The following is a 22,627-nucleotide window of genomic DNA, read 5'->3' as shown; positions in this document are numbered from 1 at the left end:
ATTCTTTTAGGAACTTTACAAGTTGGACTCCAGCAAGACAAACTTCCCCCAATGCTAAAGTTGCTTTATTATAAAAACTTAAAAATATTTGGTATAGGCCATAATCAAAGGAGAAGGGTAAAAAATTCCCAATTACATCACGATCATTAATTTCTAAAACTTCAGATATTTCTTTGGTGCAAAATTTGACATTAGAATGTGTGGAAACAACAGCTTTAGGCCTCCCAGTACTTCCAGAAGTATAAATCAATAATGCCAAGTCTATTTTCTCAATTTCATCAGACAACAATTTGTGTTTATCATAATTTTTGATTTCTTTTTTGATAGAGTTCATAAATATTATTGAACTATTAGATATTTTGAAGGGATTATTCTCTTCACATATTATTAATTTGGGTCTACAATCACTAATGATATAGTCGAGATTATATTTTGTGGTTTCAGGATTTATAATCACAGATATCCCACCAACACGAGAGATACCTATTAATAAGCAGATTAAATCAATACTATTTGGTAGTTTTAATAGTATTCTATCTCCTTTTTTTAAACCTTTACCCAACAAAAAATTCCCAAATTGGTAACTTATTTCTTGTACCTGCTGGTATGTAATAATTTCATCTCTAGTTATTATTGCAGTTTTCGTTTTGCATTTACTTGCTGCATTATCAAGTATATGATGAATATAGTCCATGCTTCCTCCTATTCCTATACTTATTTATAATTTTCTATTATACCAACCATGAAATGTCCTAACAAATTACTTTTTTATAATATTTATAAATCTTTCTCCAATTCCTAATTTCAGAGAAAAAACTTAAAGACCATGTAGATAAGTAAGGGTTCATAACTATCAAAATATATAATCTCCAGAATGACAATCATGACAGTACAATCAACGTAGAAATTCCAATGTTTTAATACAGAGTCTCAGTATGCAAATGATAGGAAAAACAAGTGCGTTCAATAAAGAGAAGACCGCCAAATTTCTAGCTCTTCTTAATTAAAATCTATTATTTGCATAAAAATATAAAAGATCACCGCAGCCATGTGCGGAAGTGCAAAAGTCATCACAAGAAAAGCCGTATCAAGACGCCACATGCGGTGCTCTTTTGTTTCAGAATGATAGGCTGCTCGTGTCTCTTCTCCACTTGTCCAAACACCCATTAGCACCCCAGACATCACGAATCCAATAATAGAGATCCCGCCGCTGACAAACCCAATCCATTCAAGGTGCTGTAACATCATAGCGGCGCTGCAAATCACAATCATTGAGCAAACACCAGCGAAAAAGGCATGTTTTTTTCTCATTCTGGTTTACTCCCTTCAAAGACAATTAGGAGACCGCATCACATATTTCAATGAAATGACCATCAGGATCAGACACATAAGCGACGGTTTGACCCCATGGTTTTTTGGCAGGTTCTTTGATGATCGGAACCCCTTTTTCTTTTATTGATGCAATCGTTTGATCCACATCATGCACAACAAAGCCAATCTCAAACGTTTGAGACGCTTGATTTGTTTCCGGGACAGGCAATCCGAGTGCTTCTTTGACATCCTGACGTGAATTAATCGATAACGTCACGTCTCCAGTGTCAAACTCAACATAGGATTCAACCCTGAGTTTTATAGGAAAACCAAGGACATGCTGATAGAAATGAATACTCGCCTCCACATCGTTTACATATAGAATGGTATATTTCATTTTCATGTGAAAAACTCCTCTCTTCATATACGTGTCAAAAACGGAAAGGTTTCCCACTCATTGTACCATATAGAATATAAGGTGTAATTCATTTCAAAATATTTAGCTCAATAATATCGAAAAACAAAAAGTGGCTAAATATGATAAAAGTTTAAAAGTTGGGGGGTACATGTCTGTCTTGTCTTTAGGTCTTTTACACAAGTCGACACCCACACAGCAGATGCAAAAACGGTCAAGTCTTACAAAAACTGCAAAGCGCTGAACAAAGTATATAAAGGCGGCGTAGCAAAAAGCAAAAACACGAAAAACAAAGGCGGAAAAACAAAGTACAAGCCTTATGTATCTAAAGCACTTTATCAAAAAAATAAGCACCTTGACCGCGATAAAGACGGCATTGCGTGTGAACGCTAAGCACATGTGAAAAAGACCTGTCACAAGGTCTTTTTTCTATGGGATCAAACTCGTCCCTTTGTACCTTCTTCCTCTTTATATTAAAATAAAGATAGTTTCAAAAATCGATACAAAGTGGGGTACTCAATTTGTCAACACAAGCTCATAAGAAAGACATCCGATTGATTGCCATTGATATGGATGGCACGCTGTTAAACAGTGAGCACATCATTCCAGAGGAAAATAAACAAGCCATTAAAGAGGCTGAAGCAAAAGGGGTCCATGTGGTCATAAGCACAGGGCGGACACTGATGACATGCCGGGAGCTGGTTGAGCCGCTCAAGTTATCGTCTTACCTCGTGACAGCAAACGGAAGTGAAATCTGGGATTCAAACTTCCAGCTGATCGAACGGGATCTGCTGCATCCTGATCATGTCCAAATGATGTGGGATTTAAAAAATAGGTACGAAACCGATTACTGGGCTTCGACTGTGGATAAGGTGTGGAGAGGTGAATTCCCAGAACGAATTCATGACCATGAATGGCTGAAATTTGGCTTTGATATTCATGATGATGACGTTCGTGAGGAAGTACTCAATACATTGAAAACAAATAAGCACCTAGAGATCACAAACTCAAGTCCAACGAATATCGAAGTGAATGCAGCCGGCATTAATAAAGCGGCAGCTCTTGCAAAAGTAGCAGAACGCATTGGCTGTACGATGGACAATGTCATGTCACTTGGCGACAGCCTCAATGATATGGCCATGATTCAAGAAGCCGGGTTAGGCATTGCAATGGGAAATGCCCAGGAAGTGGTGAAAGAGGCCGCTGATTGGATTACGGCTCCTAACACAGAACACGGTGTGGCAAAAGCCATCCAACATTGGGTGCTGTCTAAATAAGGTGCATTTCATTATAGAAAAAGTGAGAGGACTTTGCCTCTCGCTTTTTTTGTTTTCTCCTAGTTCGATTGTTATGTTTTCTAACAATGTCATGTGCAATCTAAGCAAAATTGATATAATCAATATAAATTCGAATATTCGGACTTTATATTCCGTATTTCGGAACAACAAGGAGGGATTCTATGTATCAAGTGGATATCAACTGTGATTTGGGAGAAAGCTTTGGTCAATACACAATCGGTGCAGACGAACAAATCTTAGAATATGTCACCTCAGCCAACATTGCTTGCGGTTTTCATGCAGGAGATCCAACGGTGATGAGAAAAACCGTCAGAATGGCACTAGATAAAGGGGTACAAATTGGTGCGCATCCGGGTCTGCAAGATTTAGTCGGCTTTGGCAGACGTCCAATAGCGATTTCAGCAGAGGAAGCCTATGATCTCGTCGTCTATCAAATTGGCGCTCTATCAGCCTTTCTCAAGGCCGAGGGCGGCACGATGCAGCATGTCAAACCACACGGCGCTCTCTACAACATGGCTGCTAAAAATACTGAATTATCTGAATCAATTGCGAAGGCAGTGTATGATGTGGATTCTAACCTAGTGTTATTTGGTCTGTCAGGCAGTGAACTTGCGTTAGCAGGTGAGAGATTGGGTCTTCAAGTGGCACATGAAGTGTTTTCTGATCGGACGTATCAAACAGACGGGACGCTGACATCACGCCGCGAACCACATGCACTCATTGAAGAGGATGAACGGGCCGTCCAGCAGGTTGTTCGTATGGTGCGAGAAGGCAAGGTTCGTACAGTTCAAGGAGAAGATATCGAGCTCAAAGCAGATACGGTCTGCATTCACGGAGACGGCAGCCATGCGCTTCAATTTGCGAAAACCATTACAGCGGAGCTAAAAGAAGCCGGTATTCATCTCAAGGCCTTTCAATAAAAATTGTCATCAAAGGGGGAAACAGCATGAAAACAGAGAAAGTCAAACACATGAAGGCTCCAAAGGGGAATCGGTCTATGCTGATGGGCGCTGCCTTTTTAATGGCGACGTCCGCGATCGGACCGGGATTTTTAACACAAACAACCGTCTTCACACAGCAGCTTGCGGCTAGCTTTGGGTTTGTCATTTTGATCTCCATTTTATTAGATATTTTTGCACAAACAAATGTATGGCGCATCATTGCCGTTTCAGAAAAACGAGGTCAGGATATAGCGAATATGGTGCTCCCGGGTCTTGGCTATGTGCTAGCCTTTTTGATTGTCATTGGAGGACTTGCCTTTAACATCGGAAATATCGCTGGAGCTGGGCTCGGTTTTCAGGTGATCTTCGGCGTCGATCCGCGAATCGGTGCAGCCATCAGTGCTGTCATTGCCATTTTGATCTTTGTGATTAAAGAAGCTGGGAAAGCAATGGACCGTTTCACACAAATAGCAGGTTTTGTCATGATTGGCCTGATGCTGTACGTGGCGGTTTCAACAGCACCGCCCGTTGGAGAAGCAACGCTCAGAACATTTGTCCCAGAAGAAATTGATATTTTATCAATAGTGACACTTGTCGGGGGGACAGTTGGCGGCTATATCGTTTTTGCTGGTGGGCATCGTCTATTGGATGCTGGCATTAAAGGAAAGGATGCACTTCCTCAAGTGACAAAAAGCTCTGTTTTCGGCATTCTCATTACATCTGTGATGCGTGTCGCTTTATTTTTAGCCGTTCTAGGAGTGGTCTCAAAGGGCTTACAGATTGATCCAGCCAATCCGCCTGCTTCTGTATTCCAATTGGCGTCTGGAAATGTTGGATATAAAATGTTCGGCATCATTATGTGGGCTGCGGCCATTACATCAGTTATTGGCGCGGCTTACACGTCTGTTTCCTTCTTTAAAACCTTCTCGCCAAAAATTGAACAAAATCAGCGCGGGATTATCATCGGCTTTATTGCTCTCTCGACTATTTGTTTTATTACGATCGGACGACCAGTGAACATATTAGTTTTAGTGGGGGCGCTCAATGCATTGATTTTACCGATCGCACTTGGCACTTTACTTGTAGCGGCTTATAAGAAAGACATTGTCGGGGATTATCGACATCCATTCTTTTTGACAGTATCAGGCGCATTTGTCGTTGTCATCATGGCATTGATGGGCGGGTATACCATTATCAATGAAATTCCAAAACTATGGAGCTGATTCAGATGAATACTTATCAAACATATGAACCATCACAGATGAGAGAATTGATTCGCGAAAAAAAGATCACAGAACCAACGGCTGGCTTTGCGGAAGGGTTTGCTCAAGCCAATTTAATGATTGTCAAAAAGGAACTTGCCTTTGATTTTCTTTTATTTTGCCAGCGGAATCCGGCTGCCTGTCCATTGCTTGATGTATTGGACCAAGGTGATCCAGTACCAAGACGGTCGGCGCCTCAAGCGGATATTCGTACGGACTTTCCTAAGTACCGTATTTACCGAAAAGGGATTCTTGAAGAAGAGGTGACAGATATCACTGCTTATTGGGAGGATGATATGGTTGCCTTTCTCATTGGATGCAGTTTTACGTTTGAGCACGCGCTTATGCTGAATGACATTCCTGTCCGCCATATTGAAGACGGTCATAACGTACCCATGTATCAAACGAATATAGCTTGTGAAAAAGCAGGAGTCTTTCATGGCCCGATGGTGGTCAGCATGAGACCCATTCCGGCGCATCAAGTCACAAGAAGTGTTCAAGTGACATCTCGATTTCCATCAGTCCATGGTGGTCCAATTCATATAGGGGACCCAGCGGTGATTGGCATTTCCGATGTGAATCAGCCTGACTTTGGAGAACCATCTGTGATCAAAGAAGGAGAAGTCCCGGTGTTTTGGGCATGTGGTGTGACGCCGCAAGCCATTGTCATGCATACAAAACCCGACATTGCGATCACTCATGCACCCGGGCATATGTTCATCACAGATCGAAGAGATCAAAAGCTAGGTGTACTGTAGAAAGAGAGGTGTCCTCAAGTGGCTTTTTCAACGATAAAAGATTCCATCACCTACCACCCGTTGGGAGATGCAGCGATCGTCATCCAAGCTGGAGCTGACATACGTGAGGAGATTCATGCACGTGTTGAGCAGCTGTTTGCATGTATTGAACAGCACCCATTTGAAGGGTATGTAGAAGCAGTTCAAGCCTTTACAAGCGTGACTGTTTTTTACGAGCCTTATACCGTACATCAATCGGCCCAGCTTCAAACACAAGACCTGTCTCCATATGAATGGGTCAAAGGCTATATTGAAGAACTTCTTGAAGACAAATGGCAGGAGGGAGTTCAGGTAAAGCGCCGCATCGTTGACATTCCAGTCTGTTACGGGGGAGCGCTGGGCCCTGATTTAGAAGAGGTTGCCCGTATCAATGGTTTAACGCCAGAAGAAGTCGTGCGTATTCACACTGCCGGCACGTACCTTGTCTATATGATTGGATTTGCCCCAGGGTTTCCGTTTTTAGGCGGGCTGTCTGAAAAGATCGCAGCACCACGCAGAGAAACACCACGGATGTCCATTCCAAAAGGCTCTGTTGGTATTGCAGGAAAGCAGACAGGCGTTTATCCAATTTCCACACCCGGGGGCTGGCAACTCATTGGACAAACCCCGCTGCCGCTTTTTCGCCCAGACGAGGAAATTCCGAGTCTATTGAAAGCAGGGGACGAGGTCAGATTTGTCCAAATGTCTGAAAAGGAATTTTTCAGCATGAAGGAGGCAGAACGTTGAGTATTCATGTCATCAAGCCAGGAATCTACACAACCATTCAAGATAAAGGGCGGCAAGGCTATCAAAAGTATGGTGTCTTAACGAGCGGCGGCATGGACCCGCTCTCACTTAGAATCGCCAACATTCTCACCGGCAACCAAGAAAATGAAGCAGTGCTGGAAGTGACGTTGATGGGGCCGGGGCCTGTGCTCACATGTGAGAGGGATCAGCTCATTGCATTCACTGGTGCTGATGTTGAGATTGATATTGATGGAGAGCGGGCACCATTATGGAAGCCGCTCTTTGTTCGATCAGGAAGCACGATCACTTTTGGTCTTTGTAAGAGAGGCTGCCGCGTTTATCTTGCTGTGGCAGGTGGATTTGATGTGGAACCAGTCATGCAGAGCAAAAGCACCTATGTCAGAGCAGGGATCGGTGGACTGAAAGGACGACCGCTTGAAAAAGGCGACGTTCTGCCTGTTGGAGAGCCGTCTATCGTAGCGGATCATTTGTTTGATAGGCTGAAAAATAAAGTGAAACAGGCGGGATACGGCGCACCCGATTGGACAGTGAGTCATGATCATTTTTTACCGCTGCGGAAATCACCAGTGATTCGTGTGCTGGCAGGGAGGCATTTTTCTCATTTTCAAGAAACATCTCAAACCGCATTTTTTGAGCAGCCTTATCAGGTCACACCTCAATCAGATCGTATGGGCTGCCGGCTGAAGGGGGAGCTGGTTCATTTAAAAGAAAAGCTGGAATTGATCTCAGAAGCGGTCGCCTTTGGATCTATTCAAATCCCACCCGATGGCCAGCCGATTATTCTGCTGGCAGATCGGCAGACGACAGGCGGATACCCGCGTATAGGAGAAGTAGCGACTGTTGATTTGCCGCTTATTGCACAGGCGATGCCTGGGGCAAAGCTGTATTTTGAACAAATAGATCATCGGGATGCAGAGCAGGCGTTATTTAAGCAAGAAGCAGAACTGAGGGAGCTGGCTGCAAGAATCAAGCTGGAAGCATTCTCGTTTAGAAAAGGTGAAGAAGATGCAAAACACAAATAAAACGGTTGTGAAATCAATGGAGATTTTGCGGCTGTTTATCGCTCACGATCAATTAACATTAAATGAAATGATTGAGCTTTCCGGTATGCCGAAAACATCTGTCCATCGCATGGCGAGCTCTTTAGCCGATATGGGACTGTTAGAGAAGCAAGAAACAGGTGTTTATCGATTAGGCTTAATGTTCCTTGAATACGGTCAGCTTGTGGCGGACCGCCTTGATATTCGAAGGATTGCAAGACCATTTATGGAAAGCTTACGGGATGAAGTAGGAGAAGCTGTACAGCTCATTGTTCGTGAGGGCGACGAAGCCATTTACGTGGAAAAGATTGAAGGTACGCAGCCTGTTCGTCTCTACACCGCCGTTGGCAGACGGTCTCCCCTATATGCGGGTGCCTGTGCGAGAAGTATTCTTTCCTTTTTGCCAGAGAGCGAGAGACTTGCCTATATTGACTCAATTGAGCTGGGGAAGATCGGAATTGGAACCATCACAGATAAAGAGGTTCTAAGAAACATGCTGGAAGAATCAAATGCGCGGGGATATACGCTAAGCTATTCTGAGCTTGAAAACTATACAGCTGCGATTGGAGCCCCTATTTTCAATCATCTAGGGGAAGTGGCAGCAGGTATTAGCATTGCAGGATTTGAAGCAGGATATCAAAAAGAACGCTTACCTTACTTAATTAAACAGGTGAAAAAAGCCGCCAGTGATATTTCGAGAGAATTAGGTTTTTCTGAACAAATAAAAAGCCAATGACCGTAAAGATCATTGGCTTTTTGTCTGCAGTTGATTAGAAAGTTTTTCCTAAAGCTTTCGCACGTTCGATTGCATCTGCTTTAATTTGCTCTGCTTTCGCAGGCTCAGCATTGTGGCCTTCAACGATAAGACCTTCGAAAGAAGGAATTCCGAAGAAGTTAGCGATTGTACCAAGGTAACGATGACCTGCTTCAAGTTCAGCAGCAGGACCTTCAGAGTAGTATCCGCCACGTGCTTGGATGTGAAGAGCTTTTTTGTCTGTTAATAATCCAACAGGACCTTGCTCAGTGTATTTGAATGTTTTACCAGCTACAGCAACAGAGTCGATGTATGCTTTAAGAACTGGTGGGAATGAGAAGTTCCAAAGTGGTGAAACAAATACATATTTGTCAGCAGAAACGAATTGATCACTTAATTCGTTTAGACGAGCAACTTTCGCTTGCTCTTCAGCTGAAAGTGTATCGAAACCAGCGCCAGATTGAAGTTTGCCCCAGCCAGCGAATACATCTGCATCAATGTGAGGGATGTTTTCTTTGTACAAATCGATATGTACAACCTCGTCACTTGGATTTGCTTCCTTATAAGATTCGATAAATGCCTTAGCAGTAGCCATACTGTAAGAAACTGTTTCATCATGCGGATGTGCAGTGATGTATAAAACTTTTGCCATGTTCATTCAATCCTTTCTGTTTCGGTTATTTTTTTAGCGTATCCCAAAGGTACACTGAATATGTGGCATCTTTAATCATATTGGAATGCTATGAAAAAGATGTAACAAGCACAGTTACATGAAAACTGATATTTTCATTGTAATCACTATGTAGTTTGAAGTCAAGGTAAAAAGTCTCGAAATCAAGATAAAAAGTTTGTAAATTTTTCTGGAACGCGTAAACACGCAGTTTTCAGCGCAAAAAGCCTACTCTTATTGAACAAAAAATTGATCGATATCGCAAGTAAAGAGTTTGTAAAGGCGCTGCATCTCAAAAAAAGATGGATGCCCCTAAGTCATCTGCTACAAGCATCTGTTCTCCGGTTTCGTATATATAAGAGAAGGCAGGAGAGAGTGAGGGATAAGAGTGGGACGATCCTATGTTGCGATTGGAGATTCCTTAACAGTTGGTGTGGGGGCACGTTTATTTGGAGGAGGATTTGTTCAGCGGTTTTGGTGGATGCTTGAAAAAAAGACGCATGCACCAGTCGAACTGTCCGTATTTGCAAAATCAGGGTTAACGACCGAGCAGATTTTACAGCTCTTCAAACGGTCAGAGGTGAGACGTTCGATTGCGGCAGCTGACATCATCACCATCACAGGCTGTGGGAATGACCTTGTTCAAGCTGTTCAGCAGTATGAGGAAAGTGAAGATGAAAAGAAACTGCTGCAAGCAGTCATACATTGTCAGGCGAATTTTAGCAAGATGATTCAAGAAATCGCTCAGATCAAAAGAGGGCAGCATCAGCCCTACTACGTTTATTTCATGAATTTATATAATCCATTTCCGCAAATACCAATAGCCGGTCGGTGGCTTCAGCAATATAATCAACAGCTTCGTTTGCTTGCTGCGAATCCGCATGTAGAAGTTGTGGATGTGTACCGGGCGTTTGAAGGACATGAAAGAGCCTACTTATCGATTGATCAATTTCACCCGAATCCTAAGGGGTATGAAGCGATGGCAGAAGCATTGTTTAAGGCATACTGTAAACAGCTGTAATCCGTGGGATTGCAGTTTTTTTCATCCTTTTCAATATATGACGGTTTCGATATGATAAAAGAAACGAAGGCGAAAGAGGTGTGCAGGCATGGAGGAAATCAGTGCGTTTTTTCAAAAGATGACAGGAACGGCTTATGAAGTAGGAAAACAGCAGGCTGTCTGGCTTAAGGAGAACCCGTTGCTAAAGACACAATATATTCGAACAGAACCGGTAACACAACAGGCTGTGAAAGAAACGAAGCAGTTGATCCGTCCCTTTCTTCCTCAATTAGATGAAGAGATTGCTGGATTTTGTGATGAAATGCAATTAGATGAGCGTTATTTGACCTTTTTCTATTCATCTCATCTTCAGCCTGGCTGTTCCCATTGCGTGAGGCAGGGGAATATGGCGGCAGACCAACAAACGGTCATGCTGCGTAACTATGATTTCTCCCCGATTTTTGATGATATGCGTCTTGTGACGACACATGTGAAAGGCTCGGCATATCATACAGGCTCGTCGCTGCTGTTGTTTGGCAGATCTGATGGAATGAATGAGCATGGTCTTGCTGTGACTTTCTCTGCTTGCGGTCCGCCGGTTGGCAATGAACCCGGTTTAAAGCCTCCAGCCGTCGCCGGTTTGCAGGTGTATCATGTGATTCGCTCTGTTCTAGAATCCTGTCCAACGGTCGAGGAAGCCATTCGCTCTATCGAGGAAATGCCCGTTGCCTCAAATGTTCTTATCATGCTTGCCGATCGAAAAGGAAAGGCGGCTGTGATTGAAATCATTGATGGTCAAAAAAGGGTGAGGATACCGGAGAGAGGTTATATTGCTGCAACGAATCATCCGGTAGCTGATCAAACAGCAAAAGGGATGACCAAACATCATTCTGTTGTCAGATACGATATGTTAATGGAAGCTTTAAAAGAGCAACGATCAAGTGATTCTCTTGTGAAACTGTTCCAGACAGAATATCCTGATGGTCTGGCTGTGCACAATTATGAGGAGCTGTTTGGAACGATGCGAACCGTCATGTTCCGTCCAGAAGAAGGCACAATCGATTATTGCTTTGGCTCTCCCGTATACAATCCGACTTATTCTTTAAAAGCCGGAGGTTCACTGCCTTTTCAAGAACAAAAGGTTCAATTTCATCAAAAGGATTATGGACCGTCATTTTGGAGAAGTGTCTGATGATCCCTTGTTTTTAATTTTGTCATAGCCGCTGTGCCAAAGTCAGATCAACTTAAGATTGCATCGCTTGTTGAAAGCGTTTTATATTAAAGTGTGACAATAGACCTATTTATGCAGAAGGAGGCATTTCATGTACATAACGGCACGAGAACAGAAAGTCATTAAATACATCATTCAGCAAAATCGTTATGTCACCATTCGTGAGATAGCCGATTCTGTTCAGGTAAGTACTAGAACGATCCATAGAGAACTAAAATCCATTAAACCAATTTTGAAAGATTATCATCTTTCATTAGATAAACAGCCGGGGAAAGGCTTGAAGGCAGTCGGCGAACAGGAGGATAAACAGCGGCTTCTTGCTCATATGTCAAATGAGGATCAAATCGAATATAGCTCAGATGAACGGAAGCTCTTAATTCTATGTGCGCTGCTTGAAGCGAAGGAACCGGTGAAATTGTACACACTCGCAGCTGACTTGCAGGTCACAAATGCGACGATCAGCTATGATTTAGATGAACTAACGGAGTGGATTGCTCCATACGATTTGCAGCTTATCCGCAAGCGCGGGTACGGCATTGAATTAAAAGGGCCGGAGGAAGCAAAACGAAAAATTGTCGGCAATCTCATTGTTGACCGGCTCGATATTCAATTATTTTTAGAAACGATTGAAATGAATATCAAACATCGAACGAAAGCAACGGAAAAGGTGTTTGGCGTTGTCAGCAGAGGACAGCTGCTAAAGGTAGAAAGGCTGCTCTTTCATTTGAAAGATCGACTGTCACTCTCATTATCTGATAGTGCCTATATTGCACTTGTTGTTCACTTAACCTATGCCATCGAACGTATTCAGCTTGGGGAAACCATTCGAATGGAAGAGGAAGAGCTGCTGGAATTAAAGCGGACGAAGGAATTTGAATCATCACTTCGAATGGCAAGGGCGCTTGAACGCATGTTTAATGTGGAGATTCCTGAAGCGGAGGTCGGATATATGACCATCCATCTTCGCAGTGCAAATCGCAGCTTTGGGGCAGAATACCGTATTGATGAAATTGAGCTGGATATAGCGCTGAGAACGAAAAAGCTCATTGATTTTATTTCAAATAAAACCGGCTATCATCTCAATGAAAATGATTCATTGTATGAGGGGCTCGTGTCTCATCTTGAGCCTGCCATGAACCGTCTAAAGGAAAAGATGAGAATCTATAATCCGCTCACACAACAAATAAAAAAAGACTACTTTTTGCTGTTTATGGCGATTGAAGAAGGAGTCGAGCGTTTCTTTCCAGAGATTGAATTTCCAGAGGATGAAATCGCCTTTCTTGTGCTTCACTTTGGCTCAGTGCTTGAAATCAAAAAAGAAGAAACAAAAATTCATGCGCTCGTTGTTTGCTCAAGCGGGATTGGTTCCTCGAAAATGCTCGCCTCCCGGTTGAAAAAAGAATTGCCGGAGATCGCCAAATTCGATCTATCCTCCTTGATGGAGCTAAAGGAAATCGATGCATCAAGCTATGACATGATTGTCTCGACCGTTCCAATCCCATATGAGCATATCGATTACATTATGGTCAGCCCGCTTTTAAACGAGGATGATGCCATGCGTGTGAAGGCTCATATTAAACGGAAGATTCCTTATATCATCGAGAAAAAAAGAACAAAAGAATCTCCTAAAGAATTGGTGCAAGAAACCGTTGATATGATGGCGGTTGCAGAGCAGGTGGCGAATTATATGTTTGTGATTCGCAGCATTCTGTCCCATTTTACCATCGAAAAAAGAAAGACGATGCCGCAGCATGATGAAACCATCAGGCAGCTGCTTTGTCAGCTTGAAGAGGAAGGGTTTATCATACATGCGGATGATGTAGCGGGCGGCCTTTTGGAACGTGAACAGCAAGGCGGCTTAGGCATACCTGGGACTGAGTTTGCTCTTTATCATTTAAAGCATGCATTCATCAAAGAACCAATCTTTCATATTTATGATCTTGATCAGGCATACGAGGTTAAAAGCATGGATGGCGGGCAGCAGCAGATGTCACGAATGCTCATGATGCTTGCGCCGCAAGAGCTTGGCAAGGAAGGGTCAGAAATGTTTAGTCTGATCAGTTCATCCATCATTGAAAGTGAAGAAAGCATGGCGCTTTATGGACAAGGAACAAAGGAAGACATTGAACAGAAATTACATCAGCTTTTCTATCAATTTGTCAAAGAGGCAAAGTGGTAAGAAAAAGGCCGAGAGCTTATTCGCTTCTCGGCTTTTTTGCTGTGACACAGACGGCAAGGGTAGGGCGAATTTCTTCATACTCAATAGAAAATTGGTCAAACCCAGCAAACTGCAAGTCGTTTAATATGTTTTCACCCATCTCTTTTGTCCGATTGGCATCAGCTCCTTTTTCTCTTGGCTGCATCACAATAACGAGTGTTCCGCCTGGTTTCAAGGTGTGATAAAGATTGAGTAAGCCCGTTTTTGGATCATCCCAAATCGTAAAATTGTTAACAGACAGCACTTTATCATACTGCTCTCCGGGAAGACGTGTTTTCTCGATTTTTCCGACATACAGCCGAACCTGTTTGTCTTTTGCCCGTTTGCTGACGCGTGACTGTGCTTGCTCCTGCATGGTGGAAGAAGCATCAAGCCCATCAATATGAAGATCTTGATAATGCTTGAGCATATGTTTAATACTGTAGCCGGGTCCATAGCCAATTTCTAAAATGTTTTCACCATCTGTCAAATCTAAGTGGCGGATGGCCCACTGATTCAATGCTTTATTTTCATTTGCCATAATGAGTCCAGCAATGCTTCCGAGCCAGCCTTTTGGTCTGCTAAAGGTTTTCGAAATAGACAGCATGTGAGAACGCTCCTTTTTGATGATCATGTAACCGATTTTTCCCCTCTTCAAACATGCTGATTTTCGGGAACACATCAGTACAGCTTTATGATGTTTGAGTGAAAAAATGAGGTGGTAATGAAAGGATACATCAACAAATCAAGGAGGAGCTTATACATGGATTTACGTGAATATTTAACAAATGGCATTCCGCGCCAAACGCAGGATCAGCAGCCAGGCAGTGAAAGAGAAATGAATCCAGCGCCGATCTTTGAGGATGAATCATATCAAGGTTCTGGCAAGCTTAAAGGAAAAGTGGCACTGATTACAGGCGGAGATAGTGGAATCGGACGGGCAGTATCTGTTGCCTATGCAAAGGAAGGTGCACATGTTGCCATTGTGTACTTAAATGAACATGAGGATGCAGAGGATACGCAAAAACGTGTAGAACAAGAAGGCGTTAAATGCTTAACGATTGCAGGAGATGTCGGTGACGAAGCCTTTTGTGAGAAAGCAGTAGAAAAAACAGTTGAAGCCTTTGGTCAATTAGACATTTTAGTAAATAATGCGGCTGAACAGCATCCACAAGAACGTATTCAAGATATTTCGAGTGAACAGCTTCACCAAACCTTTAGAACCAACTTCTATTCCTATTTCTATTTTACGAAAAAGGCACTGGATTATTTAAAACCAGGAAGCTCCATCATTAATACAACATCAATTAACCCATATCGGGGAAACCCAGTGCTGATTGATTATACGGCGACAAAAGGAGCCATTAACGGCTTTACGCGTTCTATGGCACAATCGCTTGTGAAAGATGGGATTCGGGTGAACGGTGTAGCGCCAGGTCCAATTTGGACGCCGCTCATTCCATCTACATTTGATGAAGACAGTGTGGAAAGCTTCGGCGCAGAAACCCCAATGGGAAGACCAGGACAGCCTGTTGAGCATGTCGGCTGCTTTGTCCTGCTGGCTTCTGATGAATCGTCTTATATGACAGGACAAACACTTCATGTCAACGGCGGTTCCTTTATGAATACATGATCTACCGCGGCACCGCCCAGCTTTGATTGGGCGGTGTTTTTAGTATTTCTTGCGATTTTTCTGCACAGATATGACAGACCATACGATAATGCCTACAACAACTGCCGCAATGACAAGTGAACTCAAATGGAACATCGTTTCATGATGCATGTTCAATTTCTCCCTTCATTGAACCTGTTTTCTATAGCATCAGCCAGAAGGTCTCTTTTTATGAAAAACACATTTCTTTGTTTAATGAATGGGCTGTCGTGGAAACCTACGTATACGGATGAAATTTTGAAGGAGTGAAACGATATGTCTCAAGAAGAATTAAAACAAAAGGTATTAAACCTATTAGATGAACAAAAGGTCGGGACACTAGCGACTGTTGAACAGGATAAGCCGCATACCCGCTATATGACTTTTTTCCATGAAGGGCTGACGTTATATACACCAACGAGTAAAGAAACACATAAAGCAGAAGAAATTGAAAAAAACCCGAATGTTCATATTCTTATTGGATATTCAGGCGAAGGATTCGGTGATACTTATGCAGAGATTGCAGGCACCGCCACATTAACCGATGATCGGGAACTGATCGACCGTCTTTGGTCTGATGAGATGGAGAAATGGTTTAAAGGAAAAGAGGATCCGAATCTAGTGATTCTGAAGATTGAGCCAACCTCCATTCGTTATATGAATGAAGGAAGCCGTACACCAGCAGAATTATCACTTTAACACTTGCGTAAGCAGGGGGAATGTGTTATAGTTTTATATTAGTGTTGAAATAAGCAAATAAATAAAGAAAGTAAACTTTCTTTTTTCTATGACATAATGAGAAGCAATAGAGCTTCTACTTGATAAGAACGAGACGCTGTCAAAGCGAACAAACTTATTCTTTTCCTTCTGCACCCGCCCCCTATAAAAGCGGAAGAATGGAAAAAAGACGTTTTGATTTACAATTCACACTGGCGCGGCTTCGGAGCCGTAAGGACGAATGAGAGGTAGGGCTTTCGTTGTCTTGTTATCCAGAACTTCCATGGCGTTTACTTTCAAACGTAGGTTCACTCGGAACACATATGACACACTGATATGATCGAATCTTAATTCATACACTCCGTAACGGAGATTAAACATTGATTATTTATTTGCATGAAAAGAGTAAGGAACAGGCTGCCATCTATTTGGCAGCCTTTTTCATTAGGTCAAACAATAGAACCCCGAAACCAATGAGCACAAGAAAAGGAAAAACAAAGGTCGCAACCATTCGCATAGCGTCCCCTCCAAAAGGGTTCGGATACTAACAGCAGGCCGATAAATGTACAGATCATCAGAGTGAATAAGGCGGGCTTCATGATCATTTACTTTGTCCTTTCTTCTGATACCGCCAAATTCTCTCAATAAAAAAGAACATAACCGCAAACAAAATAGAAAACATGAACATGTCCAGCAGTGTCACCCCTCTATTTGGGTGCACAAGACCAAACCAAACGAATTGCAGAACAAAAGAGATCGCAAAATATAGAATGGATTTTTTCATTATTGTCCTCTTTTCACTTATTTTTTTGTCCCTTAAGCCACATCAGCCAAATGATGAAGGAACCAATCACACATGAGAGCAAAGTGACAGGCGGCAAGGTGTGCCAGCTAGTCAGCCCCTTTACAAAACACATATAAAAAAAGAAAATGGAAATGGATACGAGTACCCATTGCTTGAACCAGCGAGGGACACGCAGCCAAGCTGCTAGAATGATTGATGATAGCTTATCCAATGAGATAACTCCTTTTTTGAATCTGATTGGATTTTATCGTAAACAACAAAGTTTGTAAAATATGGATTTTAGAGGCTTTGATGGTATTCTTCTAGCATGAAACATTTTCGCTGTACTGACGTATAAGTGAAAGGAACCTCAGGAAAGGAAGCGATCAAGTGAAAAGAGTACCAGTCATCTTCCTCAGATATATTGTCTTCTTTATTCCAGCAATCATTCTTAGTTTCTTGGTGTGGAACCATTACCAAGATGATTTGTCAGCAGGGAAAGCGACGCAATATGACGTCAGACGAATATTTACATTTGATGAAGGGAAACGAGTGGTGAGTGCTGTATCAAAAGACCAGCAGCTCCATTTTGTAATGTATGATCCTCAATCAGGAAAAATAATCAGTGAATGGACCACGGAAAGCGATACGTTTAATGAAATGCTGCCATCCATTCAAAGTAACAATCTCTTACTTGCTTTAAAAAATAAAGAGGGGCAGCTTTTGATCGAGAAACTAACGCCTAGCGGAGAAAAGAAAGAGCTCATTAAACAAAACTTGCAGATACCCTCGTTTTTAAAAACGAATACATATCAATGGAATGGACGGCTTGTGTTTACAGGAGAAATGGAAGGTGCCGCTACCGTCCTAGGTGAGCTAAAGAATGGTCAGTTTTTTCATGTGCACAATCTCAACAAACTGAACCTGCCAGCAAGACCCGTTTCCATCGATGCCGTCATGAACTCCTTTAGAGGCCAGACGCCTATACCTATATTTGAATTGACTTTAAAAAATGACCAGAAAGCATATGTCAGCGGAGTCTCAAACGATAAGCATCAGCTTGGGGTCTATGTCTCCAAAAACGCTGAACCGTTTAGCCTCATTAAAGATAAAGTGGAGAAGCAGCTAGCAAAAACAATCGGAACATCCCAAAACTTTGCCGTCGCTGTCGAATCTAACTATCCAAAAAGACCAAGGAAAGTGAATGCAGATGGAGGGCTTGGTGAAGTCGTCCCAACACCAAAACCGATTTATCAAACCTTTATCTACCAGCTTAATGAAGAAGAAGTTCTTCTTGTAGGCTCTACAGCAAAGGACGAAGCAAAAGGCAAGCTGACTGGTTATATTTACAACCACCGCACGAATAAGACGACGTCTGTCAGCAAGCTTTTTCAGTCGTTTTCATATGAAAATTTAAACCGAGAAGGACTATTTTTCCATAAAAATGTGAAAAGTGATTGGATCTATTATTCATTCGAAAATCAATTAACGGGTGCATTTGAGACGAAAAGCAAACAGCTAAAGGAATTTCCTTTGCAAAAAGTCATCTCAATCGAAAACGCAAGCCCTGCTCACCAAACATCATTTGACACCTTTATGCAATATGTCATGAAAGGCGGACCGCTCATTCTCAACTGGGCAATATGGCTGTTTATTCCATTGCTGTTATTTGTACTAGCCATCTTCCTGCCGCCGATTTTGAGATTGGTGAGAAACAACAAAATCAAAGACAGTGTCACATTAGAAGCCAATATTGTGTCTGTTAAAGAAACGGGCACCTACATCAACGAACAGCCGATTATCAAAATGCAGCTGCAATTTCAATATGATGGGCAAAATATCGAGAAGACGATTAAAACGGTTGTATCCTATACCCAGATACCACAGCCGGGTCAGCGTATCGCCATTCTCTATAATCCGCAGAAGAAAAAGGCGATGCTCTTAAAAGAAGGTGACTTCTCGCAGCCAAGTCAGCCAAAGTTCATCAAAGGCGCTGTTTTAAGAAATATAGAATCATATGGAACCGTAGGACGAGGCACGGTCTTATCGCTTACATTTGAAGCAGATCAGAAAAGGTATACCATTCCAATGATTCAAGCCGCTGGTTTTGAATTTACAACAGGAGAAAAAGCCGATCTTGTCGACATCAACGGCCAGCTCAAAATGGCAGCCTATGGCCATGAAATGCGGAATCGATCGGGGAAAGATGTGACGTTAACAGGAACGATCCAGCGTGTGAAGCAATATCCAATTGCCATCCATGAACAAAAGCCTATTCAGCTTGATGTGACGGTTTCAAACGGAGAGGAGTCCATCACAAAAACGGTCAGCCAGTTTATCCCTGATCACATGCAGGTCGCAGCGGGCACTCAAATCACGATCCAGACAAAGAAAGAAGAGCTGGATAGAGAAATGGGTCTCATGCAAGAGAAACAAGGAAGTGCAAAAGTGACTAATGTTGAATTTGCGGGCGTCATCGGCAATCTGCCGTTAGCGATCATTCAGGTTGAGAGAAATGGCATGATGTATGAAGTGAAACAGCCAATCGATCCAATCACCAGCGTCTTGCCTGGTGATGAATTATGGGTGGCATATCACGACATGACGCGTCGAGCAGCCATTGTGAAATATGCATCAATATAAAAAAGCGTTCCTTTATCAGGACGCTTCAGCGTAAGGACTAAGGGCTAAAACGAATGTTGTTTTAGCCCTTTTTGATTAAGCTTTTGTATCATATTGGCGGAGCACCTTATCGTAGGCGAAGTTACCGAAAGGAATGAAAGCCGCAAAAAAACCAGCGATGGACCATTTCAAATGCCAGCGAACTTTAAAAGTCACATATGCCAAAATGAGCATATAGATGACAAACAATGCGCCATGAAGAGAGCCTACAATAGTGACTGCCATCGGAATATCCGCAAAATATTTTAGAGGCATGGCAATTAAAAGAAGGGTTAAAAGAGACATACCCTCAATAAAACCCGCCTGTCGAAGACGGCTAATACTTGTATGCATATACAAATCCTCCTGTATAAAAGCTAGTTTCTCATCTTCTAATATAAACGAAAGATCGTCTGGACATGCTGAAATCTACGAAAAATTCAAAATATGTTCATGGAATGCTTAAAAAATGGGAAAAGTCCTTTACTCTTTGTTTGTTTTAGAGAGTACTTGCTTTAAGTGCATGACATCATGTAATAAATGCTCCCTCATTGCTTGAACCGCTTCTGTGGAGCGGCGCTCTTTTATTTCAGAATAGATGGCTGTATGCTCCCTTTGAATGGTTTCAGCACGAGCCCCGCCGCTAAAATGGAAGATGCGGCAATAGTGAATGAGTGCATTCACGTGATTCAATTGTTTGGATAAACGGTCATTGTGACTCGCTAAAATGATTTTTTGGTGAAAGGCTTCATGTAACTGGACGATCTCTTTAGATGGCAGCTGCTGCTTGATTGCTTCATCCGCCTGCGTGAGAACCTTCTCAATTTCATCCATTTCTCTTTGCGAGGCTTCCCTGCAGGCAAGCTCAACAGCAAGTGTTTCTAAGGCCGCCCGAATTTGATAAAGCTCCTCAACATCTTTTTCTGTTAACGTATAGACGGAATAGCCTGAGCGATGATCCGCGATTAAAAGCTCGTCTTTTTCTAACAGCCTCATGGCCTCTCTTACCGGTGATCGGCTTACGCCAAATTGCTTGGCAAGCTGTGTTTCGTTGATGCGCTCGCCTGGCTGAAACTGGCCATCAAAAATCATTTGCTTCAGCTGTTCATAAAATTGCATGTGATACGGTGCTGGTTTTTCCAACTCGAATGAATTCATTCCATCGTTCCCTCTTTTATACATCATCTTTTGTCTCATGTTATCCAAGTTCTTCCCTCTAGGCAAGCCTGCATCGAAAAGTCAATATCGTACAATCCAAGAGAAAAAGGGTGTGCTACACTTATGATCAGTTCAGTGAAAAGAGGGATCGACATGAACATACAAGAGGAACGAACTGTACATTTTGATCAAAACTTGCAAATAGAAGCGTATCGCTTTCATGGCATCATGCAAAAGTTCCCGAATCATTTTCATACATATTATGTGATTGGATTTATTGAAGATGGTCAAAGACGTTTGATCTGCCAAAATCAAGAATACATCATTGAAAAGGGTGATATCCTTCTTTTCAATCCGTATGATAATCACGCATGTGAACAAATTGATCACAGGACACTCGATTATCGCTGCTTAAATATTGAAGCAGAGGTGCTAGAGAAGGTCTTTCAGCACAAACCGCATTTTAAAGCCCCTGTGTTTTCACAAAGTGAACTAACAAAGCCATTATATGATCTACATCAAATGATCACAGAAGAAGCTCCTGCTTTGAATAAACAGGAAACCTTCTATTTCTTTATGAAACAATTGATTGAAGCCTATGCTGATACATCAGAGGAAAAAGCATCACCCGCACGTGCCAACGAACAAAAAGTCAAAGACGTACAGCAATATATCGAAACACATCTCACGGAAAATATCTCGTTAGATGACTTAGGTGAGCTTGTGTCCATGAACAAATATTCATTGCTGCGTGCTTTTACAAAGTTCAGAGGCATCACGCCGTATCGTTATTTACAGACAATCAGGGTGAACTATGCGAAGGAGCTTCTCGCCCAAGGAGTGAAGCCTGTAGATGCGGCTGCTGCCGCTGGATTTTCTGATCAAAGTCATTTGACTCATTTCTTTTCGGAATTTATTGGGCTTACGCCAGGGCAGTATCAGCAAATTTTTGCAAAGCAGGTAACTGCTGATGAAAAATAAACAGCTGCTTGGTCATTTGGCGGCCATGTTCACCATTTTTTTATGGGGATCTACCTTTATCTCTACCAAAATATTATTAACGGCTTTTTCTCCAACAGAGATTTTATTTTTCCGTTTTTTTATAGGGTACTTGGCTCTGATGATCATCTATCCAGTCACCATGAAGGTGCGAAGTGAAAAGCATGAAGGGATGTTTGCGCTGGCAGGTTTATGCGGTGTGGTCTTATATTACTTTTTAGAAAATGTCGCACTTACTTATACGTTCGCTTCGAATGCAGGTGTCATCAGCTCGGTTGTCCCATTCTTCTCCTTTTTATTGGCTTATTTTTTATTAAAAGATGAGCCGTTGCACAGCCGGTTTTTCATAGGCTTTTTCATCGCAATGACGGGAATCGTGCTGATCAGCATGAATGGAATGACCACGTTTCAATTGAATCCACTCGGTGATGCGTTAGCTTTAACGGCTACCATCGTCTGGGCATTCTATTCCATTTTATCGAAGATGATCAACCAATATGGCTACCATATCATTCAGGTAACAAGGCGTGTCTTCTTTTACGGACTGCTATGGATGATTCCACTGATCTGGCATTTTAAAATTCGTTTAGACTGGGAACGATTAACGAATCCATCGTTTGCCTTCCACTTGCTGTTTTTAGGCGTCTTTGCATCTGCTATTTGTTTTCTGACATGGAGCTTTTCCGTGAAGACGATCGGTGTGGTGAAATCAAGTGTGTATATTTATGGAGTGCCCATTATTACGATGGTCATTTCAATAATCGTTCTTCACGAGAGATTGACCCTCATGTCTGCGCTTGGAACGGCACTGACCTTAGGAGGCTTGCTGCTTTCAGATAAAAAAAGTACGGGAAGAAAGAAACAGAAGCCCCGTGTGCTGATGCAGGATAAAAAGGCGCTTTGATCAAAAAAGCGTCTTTTATCCATTGTAAGAACAGACACTCTCTAGTAAACTCGAATTAAATGGTCGACGGTCGACCGATGACGAAGGGGG

24 protein-coding genes and 1 pseudogene are annotated in these 22,627 nt (G+C 42.3%); 16 read left to right on the top strand and 9 right to left on the bottom strand.

Annotation, left to right across the window (positions count from 1 at the left end; translation table 11 throughout):
• From JJ692_RS18860 to JJ692_RS18850, 3 genes are all read right to left on the bottom strand, one after another.
• Positions 1–694: AMP-binding protein (locus tag JJ692_RS18860; protein ID WP_206534091.1), on the bottom strand; the 694-nt coding region annotated here is incomplete at its 3' end.
• Between the two features lie 305 nt (positions 695–999).
• Positions 1,000–1,311: a DUF5316 family protein gene (locus JJ692_RS18855; RefSeq protein WP_206534090.1), complete on the bottom strand. Its 312-nt coding sequence runs from the start codon at positions 1,309–1,311 to the stop codon at positions 1,000–1,002.
• 25 nt (positions 1,312–1,336) lie between these two features.
• On the bottom strand, positions 1,337–1,714 hold the full coding sequence (locus tag JJ692_RS18850; RefSeq protein ID WP_206534089.1) for a VOC family protein: 378 nt from the start codon (positions 1,712–1,714) through the stop codon (positions 1,337–1,339).
• Positions 1,715–1,897: 183 nt separating this feature from the next.
• On the opposite strand from JJ692_RS18850, the pseudogene JJ692_RS18845 reads away from it, so the two are divergent.
• From JJ692_RS18845 to JJ692_RS18810, 8 genes and pseudogenes are all read left to right on the top strand, one after another.
• Positions 1,898–2,119 (top strand): annotated as a pseudogene (locus JJ692_RS18845) (excalibur calcium-binding domain-containing protein); the annotation flags it as partial.
• 128 nt (positions 2,120–2,247) lie between these two features.
• Positions 2,248–3,003 carry a Cof-type HAD-IIB family hydrolase gene (locus JJ692_RS18840; protein ID WP_024425552.1) on the top strand — a complete coding sequence of 252 codons (756 nt, stop codon included), beginning with the start codon at positions 2,248–2,250 and terminating at the stop codon, positions 3,001–3,003.
• 182 nt (positions 3,004–3,185) lie between these two features.
• A complete protein-coding gene (locus JJ692_RS18835) occupies positions 3,186–3,944 on the top strand; it encodes a LamB/YcsF family protein (RefSeq protein ID WP_206534088.1) in 759 nt (252 codons plus the stop codon).
• Positions 3,945–3,970: 26 nt separating this feature from the next.
• On the top strand, positions 3,971–5,188 hold the full coding sequence (locus tag JJ692_RS18830) for an NRAMP family divalent metal transporter (RefSeq protein ID WP_241258002.1): 1,218 nt from the start codon (positions 3,971–3,973) through the stop codon (positions 5,186–5,188).
• A gap of 5 nt (positions 5,189–5,193) precedes the next feature.
• Entirely contained in the window at positions 5,194–5,985 is a 792-nt protein-coding gene (locus JJ692_RS18825; RefSeq protein WP_172881215.1) for a putative hydro-lyase, read from the top strand.
• Between the two features lie 18 nt (positions 5,986–6,003).
• Positions 6,004–6,750 (top strand): 5-oxoprolinase subunit PxpB, encoded by a 747-nt coding sequence (pxpB, locus tag JJ692_RS18820; protein WP_206534087.1) that lies wholly within the window; start codon positions 6,004–6,006, stop codon positions 6,748–6,750.
• Entirely contained in the window at positions 6,747–7,793 is a 1,047-nt protein-coding gene (locus JJ692_RS18815) for a 5-oxoprolinase subunit C family protein (RefSeq protein ID WP_206534086.1), read from the top strand. The genes pxpB and JJ692_RS18815 overlap by 4 nt, the downstream gene beginning before the upstream one ends.
• Positions 7,777–8,547 (top strand): IclR family transcriptional regulator, encoded by a 771-nt coding sequence (locus JJ692_RS18810; RefSeq protein WP_024427337.1) that lies wholly within the window; start codon positions 7,777–7,779, stop codon positions 8,545–8,547. The genes JJ692_RS18815 and JJ692_RS18810 overlap by 17 nt, the downstream gene beginning before the upstream one ends.
• 34 nt (positions 8,548–8,581) lie before the next feature.
• Here JJ692_RS18810 and JJ692_RS18805 read toward each other — a convergent pair whose 3' ends face one another.
• Positions 8,582–9,217 (bottom strand): FMN-dependent NADH-azoreductase, encoded by a 636-nt coding sequence (locus JJ692_RS18805; RefSeq protein WP_024425558.1) that lies wholly within the window; start codon positions 9,215–9,217, stop codon positions 8,582–8,584.
• A 406-nt stretch (positions 9,218–9,623) separates the two neighbouring features.
• On the opposite strand from JJ692_RS18805, the gene JJ692_RS18800 reads away from it, so the two are divergent.
• The 3 genes from JJ692_RS18800 to JJ692_RS18790 all read left to right on the top strand — a co-directional run bounded on the left by JJ692_RS18800 (position 9,624) and on the right by JJ692_RS18790 (position 13,645).
• A complete protein-coding gene (locus tag JJ692_RS18800; RefSeq protein ID WP_044335074.1) occupies positions 9,624–10,256 on the top strand; it encodes a GDSL-type esterase/lipase family protein in 633 nt (210 codons plus the stop codon).
• A gap of 88 nt (positions 10,257–10,344) precedes the next feature.
• Positions 10,345–11,427 (top strand): C45 family autoproteolytic acyltransferase/hydrolase, encoded by a 1,083-nt coding sequence (locus tag JJ692_RS18795; protein ID WP_206534085.1) that lies wholly within the window; start codon positions 10,345–10,347, stop codon positions 11,425–11,427.
• Positions 11,428–11,557: 130 nt separating this feature from the next.
• A complete protein-coding gene (locus JJ692_RS18790; RefSeq protein WP_206534084.1) occupies positions 11,558–13,645 on the top strand; it encodes a BglG family transcription antiterminator in 2,088 nt (695 codons plus the stop codon).
• 16 nt (positions 13,646–13,661) lie between these two features.
• Here the strand turns inward: JJ692_RS18790 and JJ692_RS18785 are convergent, their stop codons facing one another.
• Positions 13,662–14,270 (bottom strand): class I SAM-dependent methyltransferase, encoded by a 609-nt coding sequence (locus tag JJ692_RS18785; RefSeq protein ID WP_025093615.1) that lies wholly within the window; start codon positions 14,268–14,270, stop codon positions 13,662–13,664.
• A gap of 156 nt (positions 14,271–14,426) precedes the next feature.
• Here JJ692_RS18785 and JJ692_RS18780 point away from each other — a divergent pair, with 156 nt between their 5' ends.
• Both JJ692_RS18780 and JJ692_RS18775 read left to right on the top strand, forming a co-directional pair.
• Positions 14,427–15,296, top strand: coding sequence for an SDR family oxidoreductase (locus JJ692_RS18780; RefSeq protein WP_024425561.1), 870 nt, complete (start codon positions 14,427–14,429; stop codon positions 15,294–15,296).
• A gap of 294 nt (positions 15,297–15,590) precedes the next feature.
• The gene (locus JJ692_RS18775; protein ID WP_024425562.1) at positions 15,591–16,013 is read left to right on the top strand and encodes a pyridoxamine 5'-phosphate oxidase family protein; all 423 of its coding nucleotides are present in this window, start codon (positions 15,591–15,593) and stop codon (positions 16,011–16,013) included.
• Positions 16,014–16,632: 619 nt separating this feature from the next.
• Here JJ692_RS18775 and JJ692_RS18770 read toward each other — a convergent pair.
• Both JJ692_RS18770 and JJ692_RS18765 read right to left on the bottom strand, forming a co-directional pair.
• A complete protein-coding gene (locus JJ692_RS18770; protein WP_024425563.1) occupies positions 16,633–16,815 on the bottom strand; it encodes a hypothetical protein in 183 nt (60 codons plus the stop codon).
• 13 nt (positions 16,816–16,828) lie between these two features.
• The gene (locus JJ692_RS18765; protein WP_034283837.1) at positions 16,829–17,047 is read right to left on the bottom strand and encodes a hypothetical protein; all 219 of its coding nucleotides are present in this window, start codon (positions 17,045–17,047) and stop codon (positions 16,829–16,831) included.
• A gap of 158 nt (positions 17,048–17,205) precedes the next feature.
• Here JJ692_RS18765 and JJ692_RS18760 point away from each other — a divergent pair, with 158 nt between their 5' ends.
• Complete coding sequence (locus JJ692_RS18760; RefSeq protein ID WP_241258000.1) at positions 17,206–19,458, top strand: hypothetical protein; 2,253 nt, start codon at positions 17,206–17,208, stop codon at positions 19,456–19,458.
• 75 nt (positions 19,459–19,533) lie between these two features.
• Here JJ692_RS18760 and JJ692_RS18755 read toward each other — a convergent pair whose 3' ends face one another.
• Both JJ692_RS18755 and JJ692_RS18750 read right to left on the bottom strand, forming a co-directional pair.
• Complete coding sequence (locus tag JJ692_RS18755; protein WP_008347156.1) at positions 19,534–19,830, bottom strand: DUF3817 domain-containing protein; 297 nt, start codon at positions 19,828–19,830, stop codon at positions 19,534–19,536.
• A 129-nt stretch (positions 19,831–19,959) separates the two neighbouring features.
• Entirely contained in the window at positions 19,960–20,634 is a 675-nt protein-coding gene (locus tag JJ692_RS18750) for a GntR family transcriptional regulator (RefSeq protein ID WP_192929562.1), read from the bottom strand.
• Positions 20,635–20,787: 153 nt separating this feature from the next.
• Here JJ692_RS18750 and JJ692_RS18745 point away from each other — a divergent pair, with 153 nt between their 5' ends.
• Both JJ692_RS18745 and JJ692_RS18740 read left to right on the top strand, forming a co-directional pair.
• Positions 20,788–21,615, top strand: coding sequence for an AraC family ligand binding domain-containing protein (locus JJ692_RS18745; RefSeq protein ID WP_044335063.1), 828 nt, complete (start codon positions 20,788–20,790; stop codon positions 21,613–21,615).
• Positions 21,605–22,537 (top strand): DMT family transporter, encoded by a 933-nt coding sequence (locus JJ692_RS18740; RefSeq protein ID WP_206534083.1) that lies wholly within the window; start codon positions 21,605–21,607, stop codon positions 22,535–22,537. The genes JJ692_RS18745 and JJ692_RS18740 overlap by 11 nt, the downstream gene beginning before the upstream one ends.
• Positions 22,538–22,627 lie beyond the last annotated feature (90 nt).

Source organism: Bacillus sp. 3a (assembly GCF_017161885.1).
In the GTDB taxonomy this organism is placed as follows: Bacteria; Bacillota; Bacilli; order Bacillales; family Bacillaceae; genus Bacillus; species Bacillus safensis.
Note: the sequence above shows the minus strand (reverse complement) of the source record. Positions and strands in the feature narration are given on the sequence as shown.

Bases quoted from the DNA above. Each gene is read 5' to 3' on its own strand.
- JJ692_RS18745 (WP_044335063.1), top strand. From the start codon at position 20,788: ATGAACATACAAGAGGAACGAACTGTACATTTTGATCAAAACTTGCAA.
- JJ692_RS18825 (WP_172881215.1), top strand. From the start codon at position 5,194: ATGAATACTTATCAAACATATGAACCATCACAGATGAGAGAATTGATT.
- JJ692_RS18750 (WP_192929562.1), bottom strand. From the start codon at position 20,634: ATGAATTCATTCGAGTTGGAAAAACCAGCACCGTATCACATGCAATTT.
- JJ692_RS18810 (WP_024427337.1), top strand. From the start codon at position 7,777: ATGCAAAACACAAATAAAACGGTTGTGAAATCAATGGAGATTTTGCGG.
- JJ692_RS18785 (WP_025093615.1), bottom strand. From the start codon at position 14,270: ATGCTGTCTATTTCGAAAACCTTTAGCAGACCAAAAGGCTGGCTCGGA.
- JJ692_RS18805 (WP_024425558.1), bottom strand. From the start codon at position 9,217: ATGGCAAAAGTTTTATACATCACTGCACATCCGCATGATGAAACAGTT.
- JJ692_RS18775 (WP_024425562.1), top strand. From the start codon at position 15,591: ATGTCTCAAGAAGAATTAAAACAAAAGGTATTAAACCTATTAGATGAA.
- JJ692_RS18780 (WP_024425561.1), top strand. From the start codon at position 14,427: ATGGATTTACGTGAATATTTAACAAATGGCATTCCGCGCCAAACGCAG.
- JJ692_RS18790 (WP_206534084.1), top strand. From the start codon at position 11,558: ATGTACATAACGGCACGAGAACAGAAAGTCATTAAATACATCATTCAG.
- JJ692_RS18830 (WP_241258002.1), top strand. From the start codon at position 3,971: ATGAAAACAGAGAAAGTCAAACACATGAAGGCTCCAAAGGGGAATCGG.
- JJ692_RS18795 (WP_206534085.1), top strand. From the start codon at position 10,345: ATGGAGGAAATCAGTGCGTTTTTTCAAAAGATGACAGGAACGGCTTAT.
- JJ692_RS18835 (WP_206534088.1), top strand. From the start codon at position 3,186: ATGTATCAAGTGGATATCAACTGTGATTTGGGAGAAAGCTTTGGTCAA.
- JJ692_RS18855 (WP_206534090.1), bottom strand. From the start codon at position 1,311: ATGAGAAAAAAACATGCCTTTTTCGCTGGTGTTTGCTCAATGATTGTG.
- JJ692_RS18740 (WP_206534083.1), top strand. From the start codon at position 21,605: ATGAAAAATAAACAGCTGCTTGGTCATTTGGCGGCCATGTTCACCATT.
- JJ692_RS18850 (WP_206534089.1), bottom strand. From the start codon at position 1,714: ATGAAAATGAAATATACCATTCTATATGTAAACGATGTGGAGGCGAGT.
- JJ692_RS18755 (WP_008347156.1), bottom strand. From the start codon at position 19,830: ATGCATACAAGTATTAGCCGTCTTCGACAGGCGGGTTTTATTGAGGGT.
- JJ692_RS18770 (WP_024425563.1), bottom strand. From the start codon at position 16,815: ATGAAAAAATCCATTCTATATTTTGCGATCTCTTTTGTTCTGCAATTC.